This is a genomic window from Ramlibacter sp. (assembly GCF_035655895.1).
Classification (GTDB): Bacteria; Pseudomonadota; Gammaproteobacteria; order Burkholderiales; family Burkholderiaceae_C; genus Ramlibacter.
In genome coordinates this window covers 152,287-167,288 of sequence record NZ_DASRTN010000006.1, presented here as the reverse complement: position 1 = coordinate 167,288, position 15,002 = coordinate 152,287, and the positions used below count along the sequence as shown (strand labels likewise).

Sequence of the window (15,002 nt, the reverse complement as noted above, 5' to 3'; positions counted from 1 at the left end):
GAACCTCGGAAGGACGGACCGCTCTCGGGCGGGCCGTTAGCGGGAGTTGGGGAGAACGGGGGCGCTGGGGACGACCACGCCCATGGAGATGACGTAGCGCAGCGCCTCGTCGACGCTCATCTTCAGCTCGATGCAGTCGCTGCGGCGGAGCATGACGAAGTAGCCGCCGGTGGGGTTCGGCGTGGTCGGCACGTAGACGCTGACGAAGTCCTCGCGCAGGTGGTTGATCACGTCGCCACCGGGGGCCCCGGTGATCAGCCCGATGGTCCAGACGCCCTGCCGCGGCCACTCCAGCAGCACCGCCGTGCGGAAGGCGTTGCCCGACGGCGAGAACAGCGTGTCGGAGACCTGCTTGACGCTCGAGTAGATGGAGCGCACCACCGGGATGCGCTTGAGGATGGCGTCGCCCCAGTCGACCAGCTTGCGGCCGATGAAGTTGCTGGTGATGGCACCCACCAGCAGCAGGATCGCCAGCGCCAGCAGGACGCCCAGGCCGGGGATGCGGTAGCCGGTGAGCCGCTGCGGCTGCCACGCCTCGGGCAGGATCAACAGGGTCTGGTCGAGCGTGCCGACGATCCACTGGAGCACCCAGAGGGTGATCGCCAGCGGGGCGAGGACCAGCAGGCCGGCGAACAGCCAACGGCGCAGGGCGGCCATGGTCCTCGGGTTCCGGTCAGTGGCAGGCGCAGGCGCTGCCGCAGCCGCCGGCGGAGGCCGAGGGCGAGTCTGTCTTGGCAGACGAACCACTCTCCGACTTGCCGTCGGCGGGCTTGTCGGCGGCTTTCGCCTCGCCCGAGGAGGTGCCGGAGGACGTCGCCCCGGAACTGCCGCCGTTGCGGAAGTCGGTGGCGTACCACCCGGATCCCTTGAGCTGGAAGCCGGCCGCCGTGATCTGCTTGCTGAATGCTTCCGCGCCGCAGGCCGGGCAGGTCGTCAGCGGCGCGTCGGACACTTTCTGCAGGACGTCCTTGGCATGGCCACAGGACCCGCATTTGTAGGCGTAGATGGGCATGGTCAGGAAGGAAGTGTTGCGTTGCGCAAAGCCCGCAATTATAGGCGGGGGCCCGTCACCCAATCCGGGGGAACCCTGGGTCCCGCGGGCCCGCGCAGCTCAGGCGGCCATGTGGGCACGCGCTTCCTTGCGATTGCGCAGCACCTGCGGCGCCAGCGAGCCCGCGACCATGCCCACCAGGGCCGCGAGCAGTCCGGCCAGCTGGCCGGGGAAGGCCTTGCTGAGGCCTTCGTTGACCTGCGGGAAGAAGATCACCCAGGTGGCGATGCCGGCGGCGATCGAGGCGATCGCGCCCTGGGTGGTGGCACGCTTCCAGTACAGGCCCATGACCAGCGGGATGAACGCGGCCACCAGGGTCACCTGGTAGGCGGTGGAGACCAGGTCGTAGATCGGCGTGCCCTTCATCGCCACGGCGTAGGCCAGCACGATGGCGGTGAACACGACGATGGTCGTGCGCATGGCCAGCAGCTGCTGGCGGTCGCTCATGTGCGGACGCAGGTTCTTCAGGATGTTCTCGACGAAGCTGGTGCACGGCGCCAGCAGCGTGGCCGACGACGTGCTCTTGATGGCCGACAGCAGCGCGCCGAAGAACAGGATCTGCATCAGCAGCGGCATCTTCGTGAGCACGAAGGTGGGCAGCAGCCGCTGGTAGTCGTTGCGGGCCAGCTCCATCGCGTTGTCGCCCATCACGACCACCGCGCTGGCGACGATGAACATCGGGACGAAGGCGAACAGGATGTAGCTGGCCCCGCCGACGATGGCGCCGCGCCGGGCGGTGTCGGCATCCTTGGCCGACATGACGCGCTGGAACACGTCCTGCTGCGGAATGCTGCCCAGCATCATGGTCATGGCCGCGCCGATGAAGAACGCGATGTCGGTGAAGGTCGGTGCAGGCAGGAAGTTCGCCAGGTCGCGGGACGACGCCATCGCCATCACCTGCCCGGGCCCGCCAGCCAGGTCGCTGGCGAACACGGCGATCACCGACAGGCCCACCACCAGCACGATCATCTGGATGAAATCGGTCCAGGCGATGGCCAGGAAGCCGCCGATCACGACGTAGACCAGCACCGCCAGGGTGCCCACGATCATCCCGGTGGTCTCGCTCATGGCGCCATTGGTGAGGACCGAGAACACCAGGCCCAGCGCGGTGATCTGCGCGGCCACCCAGCCGAGGTAGCTGAGGATGATGGCCACCGAGCAGAACACCTCGACCCCCCGGCCGTAGCGGTTGCGGTAGAAGTCGCCGATGGTCAGCAGGTTCAGGCGGTACAGCTTGGCCGCGAAGAACGCCCCCACCAGGATCAGGCAGGTGCCGGCGCCGAACGGATCCTCGACGATGGCGTTGAGGCCGCCCTGCACGAACTTGGCCGGGATGCCCATCACCGTCTCGGCGCCGAACCAGGTGGCGAAGGTGGTGGTGATCACCATGGCCAGCGGCAGGCTGCGGCCGGCCACGGCGAAGTCGGTCGTGTTCTTGATGCGCGTGCCGGCCCAGGCCCCGATGGCCAGCGTGCCCACGAGATACAGGACGACGAACGAGATCAGCGTGTAGTTCACAGGTGCCCCCAGCCCCGTCGGGCGGCGGGATTATGCCCGAGCGCTCTTCAGTGGAAGAACCGCACCCAGCTGGCGAACTGGGTGGCGGCCAGACCCAGAGCAAAACCCAGGCCCACCGCCAGGATCGTCTGCAGCAGGCGGTTGGTGCGCCGCTGCTCCAGCAGCAGCAGCTCGAGGTCCTGCCTGTCGGTGTCGGGGCGCCGGCGCAGGTACTCGTGCAGCAGCCGCGGCAGGTCGGGCAGCAGCTTGGCGTAGCGCGGTGCCTGGTCGCGAAGTTCGTCCAGCAGGCGCTGCGGCCCGACCTGCTCCAGCATCCAGCGCTCCAGGAAGGGCTTGGCGGTCGCCCAGAGATCGAGCTCGGGATCGAGCTCGCGGCCCAGGCCTTCGATGTTCAGCAGTGTCTTCTGCAGCAGCACCAGCTGCGGCTGGATCTCGACGTGGAAACGGCGGGACGTCTGGAACAGGCGCATCAGCACCATGCCCAGCGAGATCTCCCGCAGCGGCCGGTCGAAGTACGGCTCGCAGACGGCGCGGATCGCCGACTCGAGCTCGTCGACGCGGGTGCCGGGCGGCACCCAGCCGGACTCCAGGTGCAGCTCCGCCACCCGCTTGTAGTCGCGCCGGAAGAAGGCGGTGAAGTTCTGCGCCAGGTAGTCCTTGTCGAACTCGGTGAGCGTGCCGATGATCCCGAAATCGAGCGAGATGTAGCGCCCGAACGTCGCCGGCTCGAGGCTGACCTGGATGTTGCCGGGGTGCATGTCGGCATGGAAGAAGCCGTCCCGGAACACCTGCGTGAAGAAGATCGTCACGCCATCGCGGGCGAGTTGCCGCAGGTCGACGCCCGCCTGCCGCAGCCGCTCGATCTGGCTGATGGGGACGCCGTGCATGCGCTCCATCACGATCACCTCGGAATGGCACCAGTCCCAGTACATCTCCGGGATCAGCACCAGGTCCAGGCCGCCCATGTTGCGGCGCAGCTGCGCGGCGTTGGCGGCCTCGCGCAGCAGGTCCAGCTCGTCGTGCAGGTACTTGTCGAACTCGGCCACCACTTCGCGGGGCTTCAGCCGCTTGGCATCGGCCGACAGCCGCTCGACCCAGCCGGCCATGGTGCGCATGAGCCCCAGGTCGTTGTCGATCACCGGCAGCATGCCCGGGCGCAGCACCTTCACGGCCACCTCGCGCGTGCGCCCCTGGCGGTCGAGCAGGGTTGCGAAGTGCACCTGCGCGATCGAGGCGCTCGCCACCGGTTCTCGCTCGAAGCTGGCGAAGATGCTGCCGACCGGGCGGCGGAACGCGCGTTCGATCGTCGCGATGGCGATCGCCGGGTCGAATGGCGGCACGCGGTCCTGCAGGCGCGCCAGCTCGTCGGCGATGTCGGCCGGCAACAGGTCGCGGCGGGTGGACAGCACCTGGCCGAATTTCACGAAGATCGGACCCAGGCGCTCCAGCGCCTCGCGCAGCCGCTGGCCGCGTGGGGCGTCCAGGCGGCGACCGAAGGCGATGACGCTGGCGATCCGGGTCAGCCAGGGCTGGCGGAAGCTGTTCAGCACGAGCTCGTCGAGCCCGTACCGCAGGATCACCCAGATGATGAACGCGCCGCGGAAGGACCGCCTCATGCCGGCTTCGATCCCGCAGCGGTCGGTGCGCCGGGCGCTGCGGTGAAGCCCGGCCGGTTGCCGGCCGCCGGCCGCGGCACGAAGCGCCGCAATGCCTCGACGGCACCGCGCGCGGCCTGCGCCGCCGCATGCGCCGGGGCGTCGCCGACCAGCCGCGCCAGGTCCTCCTCGAGGTCCCAGCGCACGTGGTCGACCAGCCAGTTCACCTCCGCCGCGAACTGCACGTCGCCGGCGATGCGCACGGCCGGCTTTTCACCGCGCAGCGCGGCCTGGGCCAGCGACCAGGGCGATTCGTCGACCACGGAGAGGGTCAGGTCCGGCGCGGCCGCGGGGGCGGCCAGGTCGAGCAGGCCTGCCGGCGTGGCGACCAGGCGGATCTGGAAGGCGCGCCAGCGCGCCTCGACGATCCGGCCGGACTGGCGCCGCAGCCGCTCCATCGCCTGCGGCTCCTGCATCAGCACGTGGTTCAGCAGCAGCACCAGGCGGTGCTGGGCTTCGTGCACCGCCCACGGCGGCGGCGCGAGCCGCTGGCCGATGGCGTCCAGCAGGCCGCCGATGACGGGAAAGGGGGACCGTGTTGCCATAGCCCCCGATTATGGGGTTTGGTGTCGGGCCTCAGGCGGCGCCGGCCGGCCGCCGGCCGCGCTTCACTGCAGCGCCTGGACACCCCCGACCAGCCAGCCGCTGGCACCGCTCTTGGGCTTGGTCATGTTCCAGACTTCGCGGAACGGGCTGGGCCCGGCCGAGGGCTGCTCACGGATCAACCCGGAGAACTCGACGCTGGCCATGTAGTCGTTGCCGAGGTCCTCGATGCCGAGCAGCTGCGCCTCGAGCAGGACCACTTCCGTCTTGTTCGGCTGGCCGCCCAGCTCCTTCTCGCGCTCGGCCAGCTGGTGGCGGATCTCGGCCAGCATCTCGTCGGTCATCATCGAGCGCAAGGTCGCGATGTCGGAGCGGTCCCAGGCGTCCTGCAGCGTCATGAAGTTGCGCTTGGCCGCGCCGACGAAGCCGCTGACGTCGAATCCTGCGGGCACGGCCCAGTTCTGCGCGCCGGCCAGGCCCGACCCGATCTGGATGCCGCCACCGCCCGCGCGTGCACTCTCGAACGCCATGGCGCCACGCTCCCAGGGGCGTGCGGAGGCGTCGTTGCCGACCTTGTCCGGGCTGTACTGCCGCGGGGCCGTGGCCAGTTCGGCGGCCGTGGGCTGGAACCCTCCCGCCATCGCCGGACGCCGCCGGTTGCGCATCAGGAACCCGATGACCGCCATGATGACCAGGGCCAGCAGGGCGAACAGCATGAACTGCGCGAGAGCCGGCCCGAATCCCAGGGAATGGGCCAGCCAGGCCAGGCCGAGGCCGGCAGCCAGGCCGCCGAGCATGGCGCCCCAGGGCCGGCGCGGCGCCGGCTGGGCCGCGGGTGCGGCGGGCGTGGCCGGGCGGGCCGCCTGCCCTGGCTGCTGTGCGGCCGACTGCTGGGCCGGGGCGGCAGCAGGCGCCGCGGGCGCGGGCGGCGCGGCCTCGCGCTGGGTCACGTTGCCCGACTGCCGGCCGATCGATCGACCGCCGCCAAGCCGCCGGGCGGCGTCGGCATCGAGCGTGGCCAGGGCCAGGGTGGTCGCCAGAACCGCTGTCCAGAACTTCATGGTGCTTGTCCTTCCTGCGTCAGCACTTGATTCCAACATGCAGGGCCACCACGCCTCCCGTGAGGTTGTGATAGTCCACGTGTCCAAAACCCGCTTTGTGCATCAGGGTCTTGAGCTCCTCCTGGCCCGGGTGCATCCGGATCGATTCGGCCAGGTAGCGGTAGCTTCCCGGATCGCCGGCGACCACGTCGCCCAGGCGCGGGAGCACCTGGAACGAATACCAGTCGTAAGCCTTCTGCAGGGGCCGGGCCACCTTGGAGAACTCCAGCACCAGCAGCTTGCCGCCCGGCCGCAGCACGCGGCGCATCTCGGCCAGCGCGGCGTCCTTGTGGGTCATGTTGCGCAGCCCGAACGCCACGCTCACCAGGTCGAAGTGGCCCTCGGGGAACGGCAGCTTCTCGGCGTCGCACACCAGCGTGGGCAGCGCCACGCCGCTGTCCAGCAGGCGATCGCGGCCGGTGCGCAGCATGGCTTCGTTGATGTCGGTGTGCACCACGCGGCCGCGCGGACCGGCCTTGCGCGCGAAGGCGAGCGCCAGGTCGCCGGTGCCGCCGGCGATGTCGAGCACCTGCTGGCCCGGCTGCACGTTCGCGACCATCACCGTGTAGGCCTTCCACGCCCGGTGCAGACCGAGCGACATGAGGTCGTTCATCAGGTCGTAGCGCGACGCGACCGAGTCGAACACGCCGCGCACGCGGCGTGCCTTGTCGCGCTCGTCGACCGTCTCGAAACCGAAGTGGGTGCTGCTCATGCAGGAATGGTAGGGCAATCGGCCCGCGGGAGCGGGTTCACCCGGCGCGGCGGGAGGGACTTCGCCGCAGCACCGACCAGGCCCGCGTGCGGCCGCCTCGGCGTGCGGCGCTCAGTGCGAGCAGCCGTGCTGGGGCTTGCCGGCCATCGGGGCGTCGCGCGCGACGCCGGCTTCGCGCAGACGCCGCTCGTAGTCGGTCCACAGCTGCTCCTGCTGCGACCCCAGGAAGTAGAGGTAGTCCCAGGAGAAGATGCCGCTGTCGTGACCGTCGGAGAAACGCGGCTGGACGGCATAGTTGCCGACCGGATCGAGGCCGACCAGCTCGACCTCCCGCTTGCCGGTCTGCAGCACTTCCTGCCCGGGGCCGTGGCCCTGGACTTCGGCCGACGGCGAGTAGACGCGCATCAACTCGAACGGGATGCGGAACGCCGCGCCGTCGGAGAACTCCACCTCGAGCACACGCGAAACCGCGTGCACGGTGATCGATTGCGGTGTCGCGCCGCCCTGCTGCAAGCCTGCCATGCACGGAGTGTAGACGCCGGGCCGCCGCGTGCCGCCGCCCGTCGGAGGCATTGCGCACACGGCGCGGCTGCTCAGGTGCCGGCGTGGCCGGATGCCAGCCGGCGCAACGTCTCCGCCAGCTCCTGCTCCATCGCAGGGAGGGCCGCCTCGACGGCTGCCAGCCGGTCAGCCGGCGCCGGCCGCTGCGCGGCGGCCCACACCGGCGCCGGGAAATGGCTGTCCCAGCGGTAGCGGGCGATCACGTGCCAGTGCAGATGCGGCACCTGGTTGCCCAGCGCGGCGAGGTTGACCTTGTCGGGCGACAGATGCCGGCGCATGGCCACCTCGACCTGCGCCACGGCTTCCATGCACAAGGCGCGCTGCGGCGCCGCCAGGTCGGTGAACTCGGCCACGTGCCCGTGCCAGACGACGCGGTAGAAGCCCGGGAACCCGGCCTCCTGCGCGCGGATCAGGCGCAACGGCGGCGTGCGGACCACCAGCACGCCGCCGTCGGCGTCGCACAGCGGACAGTCCGCCACCGCGGCCATCAGACCAGCACCCGCTCGATGCCGCCGGCGTTGGCGGCTCGCACGTACTCGGGCATCCAGTCCTCGCCCAGGATCTTGCGCGCCATCTCGACCACGATGTAGTCGGCTTCCAGCAGGCCGTTCTGGAGGTCGTGGCCGTAGCGCGACAGGCCCTGCAGGCAGCTTGGACAGCTGGTGAGGATCCTGACGTCCTCGCCCGCAGCCACCGCGCCGGTCGAACGCAGCGCCGCTTCGTCCTTGCGCAACTGCTCCTCCTTGCGGAAGCGCACCTGGGTGGCGATGTCCGGCCGGGTCACGCCGAAGGTGCCGGATTCGCCGCAGCAGCGCTCGGACTTGCGCACGTTGTCGCCCACCAGCGCCTTGACCGTCTTCATCGGCTCCTGCAGCTTCATCGGCGTGTGGCAGGGGTCGTGGTACAGGTACGCGCCGCCACCGGGCAGGGTGACGCCCTTCTCCAGCAGGTACTCGTGGATGTCCACGATGCGGCAGCCGGGGAAGATCTTGTCGAACTCGTAGCCCTGCAGCTGGTCGTAGCAGGTCCCGCAGCTGACCACCACCGTCTTGATGTCCAGGTAGTTCAGCGTGTTGGCGACGCGGTGGAACAGCACCCGGTTGTCGGTGATGATCTTCTCGGCCTTGTCGAACTGCCCGGCGCCCCGCTGCGGATAGCCGCAGCACAGGTAGCCCGGCGGCAGCACGGTCTGCACGCCGGCGTGCCACAGCATCGCCTGGGTCGCCAGCCCCACCTGCGAGAACAGGCGCTCCGAGCCGCAGCCGGGAAAGTAGAACACCGCCTCCGTCTCCGACGTGGTGGCCCGGGGGTTGCGGATGATCGGGACGTAGTCCTTGTCCTCGATGTCCAGCAGCGCCCGCGCCGTCTTCTTCGGCAGCCCGCCCGGCAGCTTCTTGTTGATGAAGTGGATCACCTGCTCCTTGACCGGCGCACGCTCATGCGTCGAGGGCGGCAGGGTGACCTGCTTGCGGGCGAAGCCGCGCAGGACGTCGTTGGCCAGGCGCTGGGCCTTGAAGCCGACGCCCACCATCGCCCCGCGCACCAGCTTGATGGTCTCGGGATTGGTGGCGTTCAGCATGAACATCGCCGCGGCATTGCCCGGCCGGAAGCTCTTCTGGCCCATCTTGCGCAGCAGGTTGCGCATGTTCATCGACACGTCGCCGAAGTCGATGTTCACCGGGCACGGATTGGCGCACTTGTGGCAGACCGTGCAGTGGTCCGACACGTCCTCGAACTCCTGCCAGTGCTTGATCGAGACCCCGCGGCGGGTCTGCTCCTCGTACAGGAACGCCTCCACCAGCAGAGAGGTGGCCAGGATCTTGTTGCGGGGGCTGTACAGCAGGTTGGCGCGCGGCACGTGGGTGGCACACACCGGCTTGCACTTGCCGCAGCGCAGGCAGTCCTTGATGCTCTCGGAGATCGCGCCGATGTCCGACTGCTGCATGATCAGCGACTCGTGCCCCATCAGCCCGAAGCTGGGCGTGTAGGCGTTGGTCAGGTCGGCATACACGGACATCGGTGCGTCGGCCATCTGCGACGGACGCAGCAGCTTGCCCTTGTTGAACCGACCCTCCGGATCGACCTGGGCCTTGTAGCGGGCGAACGGGGCGATCTCCTCGTCCGTCAGGAACTCAAGCTTGGTGATGCCGATGCCGTGCTCGCCCGAGATCACGCCGTCCAGCGAGCGCGCAAGGGCCATGATCCGCTTGACCGCCTCGTGCGCGGCCTGGAGCATCTCGTAGTCGTCGCTGTTGACCGGGATGTTGGTGTGCACGTTGCCGTCGCCGGCGTGCATGTGCAGCGCGACCCAGACGCGTCCCTTGAGCACGCGCTTGTGGATGGCCGTGACCTCCTCCAGGATCGGGCGGAACTCCTGGCCCGAGAAGATCTGCTGCAGCGGCGCACGGATCTGGGTCTTCCAGCTGGCGCGCAGGCTGTGGTCCTGCAGCTGCGGGAACAGCTCCTCCACGTCGTCCAGCCACTGGCGCCACTGGCCGCGCACGCCGTCCACCAGCGCCAGGGCCTGGGCCACGCGGTCCTCGAGCAGCTCGGCCGAGGGGATCTCGTTGGCGTCGTCCAGCTTGCCCAGCGGCAGGTTGCCACGGCGGAAGAACGCCTCCAGTTCGTCGGCCAGGCGCAGCTTGTTGCGCAGCGACAGCTCGATGTTGATCCGTTCGATGCCGTCGGTGTACTCGGCCATCCGCGGCAGCGGGATGACGACGTCCTCGTTGATCTTGAAGGCGTTGGTGTGCTTGCTGATCGCGGCCGTGCGCTTGCGGTCGAGCCAGAACTTCTTGCGCGCCTCGGCGCTGATCGCGATGAAGCCCTCGCCGCTGCGCGAGTTGGCGATGCGCACGACCTCGGAGGTGGCGCGCGCCACCGCATCGGGGTCGTCGCCGGCGATGTCGCCCACCAGCACCATCTTGGGCAGGCCGCCGCGCTTGGACTTGGTCGAATAGCCCACCGCCTTCAGGTAGCGGTCGTCCAGGTGCTCCAGCCCGGCCAGCAGCACGCCCGAGCGGTGCTTCTCGGCGAACATGAAGTCCTTGATCTCGACGATGCTGGGCACCGCGTCCTTCGCGTTGCCGAAGAACTCCAGGCACACCGTGCGGGTGTGGGCCGGCATGCGGTGCACCACCCAGCGGGCGCTGGTGATCAGGCCGTCCGTGCCTTCCTTCTGGATGCCGGGCAGGCCCGAGAGGAACTTGTCGGTGACGTCCTTGCCGAGCCCCTCCTTGCGGAAGGTCGCGCCGGGAATGGCCAGCTGCTCCCGCCGCAGCTCGGTCCTGCCGTCGGCCGCGAAGTAGCGCAACTCGAACGTGGCCACGGCGGCGTCGTGGATCTTGCCCAGGTTGTGGTCGAGCCGGGTGACCTCGAGCCACTCGGCCTGGGGCGTGACCATGCGCCAGGACACCAGGTTGTCCAGGGCCGTGCCCCAGAGCACCGCCTTCTTGCCACCCGCGTTCATGGCGACGTTGCCGCCGATGCACGAAGCCTCGGCGGAGGTCGGGTCGACCGCGAACACGAAGCCGGCGCGCTCGGCGGCATCGGCCACCCGCTGGGTGACCACGCCGGCCTCGGTCCAGACGGTGGGCACGGGCTGCGCATGGCCCGGGATGCTCACCAGCTCGACCTCGGTCATCGCCTCGAGCTTCTCGGTGTTGATGACCACGCTCTTCCACGTGAGCGGGATGGCGCCGCCGGTGTAGCCGGTGCCGCCCCCGCGCGGGATGATGGTCAGGCCCAGCTCGATGCAGGCCTTGACCAGGCCGGCCATCTCGGCCTCGGTGTCGGGCGTGAGCACCACGAACGGGTACTCGACGCGCCAGTCGGTGGCATCGGTCACATGGGAGACACGCGACAGGCCGTCGAACTTGATGTTGTCGCGGGCGGTGTGGCGCCGCAGCACCCGCGTGGCCTGCCGGCGCAGGTCGGCGGCTTCGCGGAAGCTGGCATCGAACGTCTGCACCGCCGCCCTGGCGGCATCCAGCAGCTCGCCCACCAGGGCGTCGCGCTCGCGGTCGGCCGGCGTGCGGCGCTTCTCGACCTCGGCCAGCCGGTGGTTCAGCGCTTCGACCAGGAGCCGGCGGCGCTTGGGGTTGTCCAGCAGGTCGTCCTGCAGGTAGGGATTGCGCTGCACCACCCAGATGTCGCCCAGCACCTCGTACAGCATGCGGGCGGAGCGGCCCGTGTGGCGCTCGCCGCGCAGGCGCGCCAGCAGCGCCCAGGCGCGCGGGCCGAGCAGGCGGATCACGATCTCGCGGTCGGAGAACGAGGTGTAGTTGTAGGGGATCTCGCGCAGGCGCGGCGCCTCGTCCGAAGCGGCGGCCAGGAGCTGGTCGAGCGTGGTGGGTGCGTTCATCGTTCCGGTGGGGGCTCGCGGAGGCGGCCCGGGCGTTCAGCCGAACGATTGCGACGGATTGCGACGGCGGCTGACCGGGGATGTTACCGCAGCGCAACAACCCTTCGCCCCGCCCGGGACGAAGGCCGCCGTCGCCCGGTGCCGCCTGCCTCATGGAAAGCCCGGTTGGCGGGGCTGCCGGGCTCCCGTCTAATCAGTTGTCACAAATCGAAGGTAGAGTCACGCCCCCGTGACCCGATCTCATCCAGGAGTACTCATGAAATACAAGCTTGGCGCGCTGGCACTGGCCGCCGTGTTCGCCCTTCCCGCGCAGGCCCAGGTCGAGGTGCAATGGTGGCACTCGATGGGCGGCGCCCTCGGGGAATGGGTGAACGACCTGGCCAAGGACTTCAACGCCAGCCAGAAGGACTACCGGATCACGCCCACCTTCAAGGGCAGCTACGACGAGTCCATGACCGCCGCCATCGCCGCCTTCCGCGCCGGCAATGCGCCGCACCTGCTGCAGGTGTTCGAGGTGGGCACCGCCACCATGATGGCCGCCAAGGGCGCCGTCAAGCCGGTCGGCGAGGTGATGACGCAGGCCGGCTACAAGTTCGACCCCAACGTCTACGTGCCCGCGGTGGCCGGCTACTACACGGCCCCCAACGGCCAGATGCTGAGCTTCCCGTTCAACAGCTCGACGCCGGTGTTCCACTACAACAAGGACGCCTTCAAGGCCGCCGGCCTGGACGCCGAGAAACCGCCGACCACCTGGCCGGAGGTCGCCCTGGCCGCCGCCAAGCTCAAGGCCAGCGGCCACAAGTGCCCGTTCACCACCAGCTGGGTCAGCTGGACCCAGCTCGAGAGCTTCTCGGCCTGGCACAACGTGCTGTACGCGACCAAGAACAACGGCTTCGGCGGCCTCGACACGCGCCTGGCGTTCAACACGCCGCTGCACGTGCGCCACATCGAGAACCTGGCCAACATGGCCAAGAGCGGGCTGTTCGTCTACAAGGGCCGCGGCAATGCCGCCGACGCAACTTTCGTGTCCGGCGAGTGCGCCATGATCACCGGCTCGTCGGCCCTGTACGGCAACGTCGTGCGCAACGGCAAGTTCGGCTACGGCATCGGCACCCTGCCCTACTACCCGGACGTGCAGGGCGCGCCGCAGAACACCGTGATCGGCGGCGCCAGCCTGTGGGTCATGTCGGGCAAGAAGCCGGAGGAGTACAAGGCCGTCGCCGCGTTCTTTGACTACCTGTCCAAGCCCGACGTGGCTGCCAAGAGCCACCAGCGCACCGGCTACCTGCCCGTGACCAAGGCCTCGTTCGAGCTGACCGAGAAGGCCGGCTTCTACAAGAAGAACCCCGGGACCGACGTCTCGGTCACCCAGATGATCCGCAAGACCACCGACAAGTCGCGCGGCGTCCGCCTGGGCAACTTCGTGCAGATCCGCACCATCGTCGACGAGGAACTCGAAGGCGTGTGGCGTGGCGCCAAGCAGCCCAAGGAGGCGCTGGACGCCGCCGTCAAGCACGGCAACGAGCAGCTGGAGCGCTTCCAGAAGGCCAACAAGGGCTGATCGCCCGCCTTGCCAGCAGGGTGGCGCCGGCGGCGCCGCCCACCGACCCTCCTTCCGCCCGGCGGGGGAGGGTTTGATTTTTTCCCCACGCAGGCGTGCCGATCCGGGCGCAGTCCTGCGCGCGCACGTGGCGCGGATGACGCGCCGGCGCCGGCCCATGCGGCAGACCGGCTGAGCTGAGAGACAATCGAGGGCTATGGAGAAGAGGGTTCGATTCCAATCGAGCTGGTTGCCGTGGGTGCTGGTCGCCCCGCAGCTGGCCATCGTGCTGGTGTTCTTTTTCTGGCCGGCCGCCCAGGCGCTGTACCAGAGCCTGCTGCAGCAGGACGCCTTCGGCGGCAGCACCGAATTCGTCGGCCTGGAGAATTTCCGGCGCCTGTTCGACGATCCGGGCTACCTGGATTCGTTCAAGACCACCGCCCTGTTCTCCGGGCTGGTGGCCTTCTCGGGCCTGACGATCGCCCTGCTGCTGGCGGTGATGGCCAACCGCGTCGTGCGCGGCGCGACGGTCTACAAGACGCTGCTGATCTGGCCGTACGCGGTCGCGCCGGTCATCGCCGGCGTGCTCTGGCTGATGATGTTCGCCGCGCCCTACGGCGTGGTCAGCTACGCCCTGCAGGCGCTGGGCATCCCCTGGGACCACCTGCTCAACGCCAACCACGCCATGGCGCTGATCGTGATGGCGGCGGTCTGGAAGCAGATCTCCTACAACTTCCTGTTCTTCCTGGCCGGCCTGCAGTCGATCCCGCACTCGCTGGTGGAGGCCGCCACCATCGACGGCGCCTCGCCCTGGAAGCGGTTCTGGAGCATCGTCTTCCCGCTGCTGTCGCCCACCACGTTCTTCCTGCTGGTGATCAACATCATCTACGCGTTCTTCGACACCTTCGCCATCGTCGACGCGGCCACCCATGGCGGCCCCGGCAAGGAGACGGCGATCCTGGTCTACAAGGTCTACTACGACGGCTTCAAGGCGCTGGACATCAACGGATCGGCCGCCCAGTCGGTCGTGCTGATGTGCATCGTCGTCGCGCTGACCGTCATCCAGTTCCGCTTCGTCGAGAAGAAAGTGCAGTACTGAATGGTCGAACGACGTCCCTTCCTCACGGCGGTCTCGCACCTGGTGCTCATCGCGGGCGCCGCGCTGGTCATGTTCCCGGTGCTGATCGCGCTGATCGGCTCGACCCAGACCGCCGAGCAGATCGCATCCAGCCATCCGCTGTCGCTGGTGCCGGGGAGCAACTTCCTCTACACGTACAAGCTGGCGCTGTTCGGCGGCAAGACGGCCTCGGGTTCCACCATCGCCCCGGCCCTGCCGATGCTGTGGGTCAGCCTGGTGTCGGCGCTGACCATCTCGCTGGGCAAGATCGCGATCTCGCTGCTGTCGGCGTTCGCGATCGTCTACTTCCGCTTCCCGCTGCGCGGCCTCGTGTTCTGGATGATCTTCGTCACGCTGATGCTGCCCGTGGAGGTGCGCATCGGCCCGACCTACCAGGTGGTGTCCGACCTGCGCATGCTCAACACGTACGCGGGCCTGACGGTGCCGCTGATCGCGTCGGCCACCGCGACCTTCCTGTTCCGCCAGTTCTTCCTGACCGTCCCCGACGAGCTGGTGGAAGCCGCGCGCATGGACGGCGCCGGCCCGATGCGGTTCTTCTTCGACGTGCTGCTGCCGCTGTCGCGCACCTCGGTCGCGGCGCTGTTCGTCATCCAGTTCATCTACGGCTGGAACCAGTACCTGTGGCCGCTGCTGGTGACCACCAGCGAGAACATGTACCCCATCGTGCTGGGCATCAAGCGCGCGATCTTCGGCGAGGTGTACGTCGAGTGGAACGTGGTCATGGCGACGGCCATCCTCGCGATGCTGCCGCCGGCCGTGGTGGTCATCCTGATGCAGAAGTGGTTCGTCAAGGGCCTGGTGGATACGGAGAAATAAGGTCC

At 68.9% G+C, this 15,002-nt stretch carries 13 protein-coding genes; 3 read left to right on the top strand and 10 right to left on the bottom strand.

The features are described 5' to 3' along the window. Positions 1 to 36: 36 nt before the first annotated feature. The 10 genes from VFE82_RS03940 to VFE82_RS03895 all read right to left on the bottom strand — a co-directional run bounded on the left by VFE82_RS03940 (position 37) and on the right by VFE82_RS03895 (position 11,503). Positions 37 to 657: a DUF502 domain-containing protein gene (locus VFE82_RS03940; RefSeq protein ID WP_324998939.1), complete on the bottom strand. Its 621-nt coding sequence runs from the start codon at positions 655 to 657 to the stop codon at positions 37 to 39. A gap of 16 nt (positions 658 to 673) precedes the next feature. Beyond that, positions 674 to 1,012 (bottom strand): FmdB family zinc ribbon protein, encoded by a 339-nt coding sequence (locus tag VFE82_RS03935; RefSeq protein WP_324998938.1) that lies wholly within the window; start codon positions 1,010 to 1,012, stop codon positions 674 to 676. Positions 1,013 to 1,111: 99 nt separating this feature from the next. Beyond that, complete coding sequence (locus tag VFE82_RS03930) at positions 1,112 to 2,569, bottom strand: sodium:solute symporter family protein (RefSeq protein ID WP_324998937.1); 1,458 nt, start codon at positions 2,567 to 2,569, stop codon at positions 1,112 to 1,114. A gap of 47 nt (positions 2,570 to 2,616) precedes the next feature. After that, a complete protein-coding gene (gene ubiB, locus VFE82_RS03925) occupies positions 2,617 to 4,185 on the bottom strand; it encodes a ubiquinone biosynthesis regulatory protein kinase UbiB (RefSeq protein WP_324998936.1) in 1,569 nt (522 codons plus the stop codon). Continuing rightward, positions 4,182 to 4,769: a hypothetical protein gene (locus VFE82_RS03920; RefSeq protein WP_324998935.1), complete on the bottom strand. Its 588-nt coding sequence runs from the start codon at positions 4,767 to 4,769 to the stop codon at positions 4,182 to 4,184. The genes ubiB and VFE82_RS03920 overlap by 4 nt, the downstream gene beginning before the upstream one ends. A 63-nt stretch (positions 4,770 to 4,832) precedes the next feature. Next, the gene (locus VFE82_RS03915; protein ID WP_324998934.1) at positions 4,833 to 5,828 is read right to left on the bottom strand and encodes a Tim44-like domain-containing protein; all 996 of its coding nucleotides are present in this window, start codon (positions 5,826 to 5,828) and stop codon (positions 4,833 to 4,835) included. 19 nt (positions 5,829 to 5,847) lie between these two features. Continuing rightward, positions 5,848 to 6,579, bottom strand: coding sequence for a bifunctional demethylmenaquinone methyltransferase/2-methoxy-6-polyprenyl-1,4-benzoquinol methylase UbiE (gene ubiE, locus VFE82_RS03910; RefSeq protein ID WP_324998933.1), 732 nt, complete (start codon positions 6,577 to 6,579; stop codon positions 5,848 to 5,850). Between the two features lie 111 nt (positions 6,580 to 6,690). Next, positions 6,691 to 7,101: a DUF971 domain-containing protein gene (locus VFE82_RS03905; protein ID WP_324998932.1), complete on the bottom strand. Its 411-nt coding sequence runs from the start codon at positions 7,099 to 7,101 to the stop codon at positions 6,691 to 6,693. Positions 7,102 to 7,172: 71 nt separating this feature from the next. Continuing rightward, positions 7,173 to 7,628, bottom strand: coding sequence for an HIT family protein (locus tag VFE82_RS03900; protein ID WP_324998931.1), 456 nt, complete (start codon positions 7,626 to 7,628; stop codon positions 7,173 to 7,175). Then, complete coding sequence (locus VFE82_RS03895; RefSeq protein WP_324998930.1) at positions 7,628 to 11,503, bottom strand: FAD/FMN-binding oxidoreductase; 3,876 nt, start codon at positions 11,501 to 11,503, stop codon at positions 7,628 to 7,630. Before VFE82_RS03895 ends, VFE82_RS03900 begins: the two co-directional genes overlap by 1 nt. A 256-nt stretch (positions 11,504 to 11,759) precedes the next feature. On the opposite strand from VFE82_RS03895, the gene ugpB reads away from it, so the two are divergent. The 3 genes from ugpB to ugpE all read left to right on the top strand — a co-directional run bounded on the left by ugpB (position 11,760) and on the right by ugpE (position 14,997). Continuing rightward, positions 11,760 to 13,064, top strand: a complete 1,305-nt coding sequence (gene ugpB, locus VFE82_RS03890) for a sn-glycerol-3-phosphate ABC transporter substrate-binding protein UgpB (RefSeq protein ID WP_324998929.1) — start codon at positions 11,760 to 11,762, stop codon at positions 13,062 to 13,064. Positions 13,065 to 13,260: 196 nt separating this feature from the next. Next, on the top strand, positions 13,261 to 14,142 hold the full coding sequence (gene ugpA / locus VFE82_RS03885; protein WP_324998928.1) for a sn-glycerol-3-phosphate ABC transporter permease UgpA: 882 nt from the start codon (positions 13,261 to 13,263) through the stop codon (positions 14,140 to 14,142). Next, positions 14,143 to 14,997 carry a sn-glycerol-3-phosphate ABC transporter permease UgpE gene (gene ugpE, locus VFE82_RS03880; protein ID WP_324998927.1) on the top strand — a complete coding sequence of 285 codons (855 nt, stop codon included), beginning with the start codon at positions 14,143 to 14,145 and terminating at the stop codon, positions 14,995 to 14,997. The last annotated feature ends 5 nt before the right edge of the window (positions 14,998 to 15,002 follow it).

Coding starts and splice junctions, on each gene's coding strand:
- VFE82_RS03940 (WP_324998939.1), bottom strand. CDS start 657: ATGGCCGCCCTGCGCCGTTGGCTGTTCGCCGGCCTGCTGGTCCTCGCC.
- VFE82_RS03915 (WP_324998934.1), bottom strand. CDS start 5,828: ATGAAGTTCTGGACAGCGGTTCTGGCGACCACCCTGGCCCTGGCCACG.
- ubiB (WP_324998936.1), bottom strand. CDS start 4,185: ATGAGGCGGTCCTTCCGCGGCGCGTTCATCATCTGGGTGATCCTGCGG.
- VFE82_RS03895 (WP_324998930.1), bottom strand. CDS start 11,503: ATGAACGCACCCACCACGCTCGACCAGCTCCTGGCCGCCGCTTCGGAC.
- VFE82_RS03920 (WP_324998935.1), bottom strand. CDS start 4,769: ATGGCAACACGGTCCCCCTTTCCCGTCATCGGCGGCCTGCTGGACGCC.
- ugpB (WP_324998929.1), top strand. CDS start 11,760: ATGAAATACAAGCTTGGCGCGCTGGCACTGGCCGCCGTGTTCGCCCTT.
- ugpE (WP_324998927.1), top strand. CDS start 14,143: ATGGTCGAACGACGTCCCTTCCTCACGGCGGTCTCGCACCTGGTGCTC.
- VFE82_RS03935 (WP_324998938.1), bottom strand. CDS start 1,012: ATGCCCATCTACGCCTACAAATGCGGGTCCTGTGGCCATGCCAAGGAC.
- VFE82_RS03905 (WP_324998932.1), bottom strand. CDS start 7,101: ATGGCAGGCTTGCAGCAGGGCGGCGCGACACCGCAATCGATCACCGTG.
- ugpA (WP_324998928.1), top strand. CDS start 13,261: ATGGAGAAGAGGGTTCGATTCCAATCGAGCTGGTTGCCGTGGGTGCTG.
- ubiE (WP_324998933.1), bottom strand. CDS start 6,579: ATGAGCAGCACCCACTTCGGTTTCGAGACGGTCGACGAGCGCGACAAG.
- VFE82_RS03900 (WP_324998931.1), bottom strand. CDS start 7,628: ATGGCCGCGGTGGCGGACTGTCCGCTGTGCGACGCCGACGGCGGCGTG.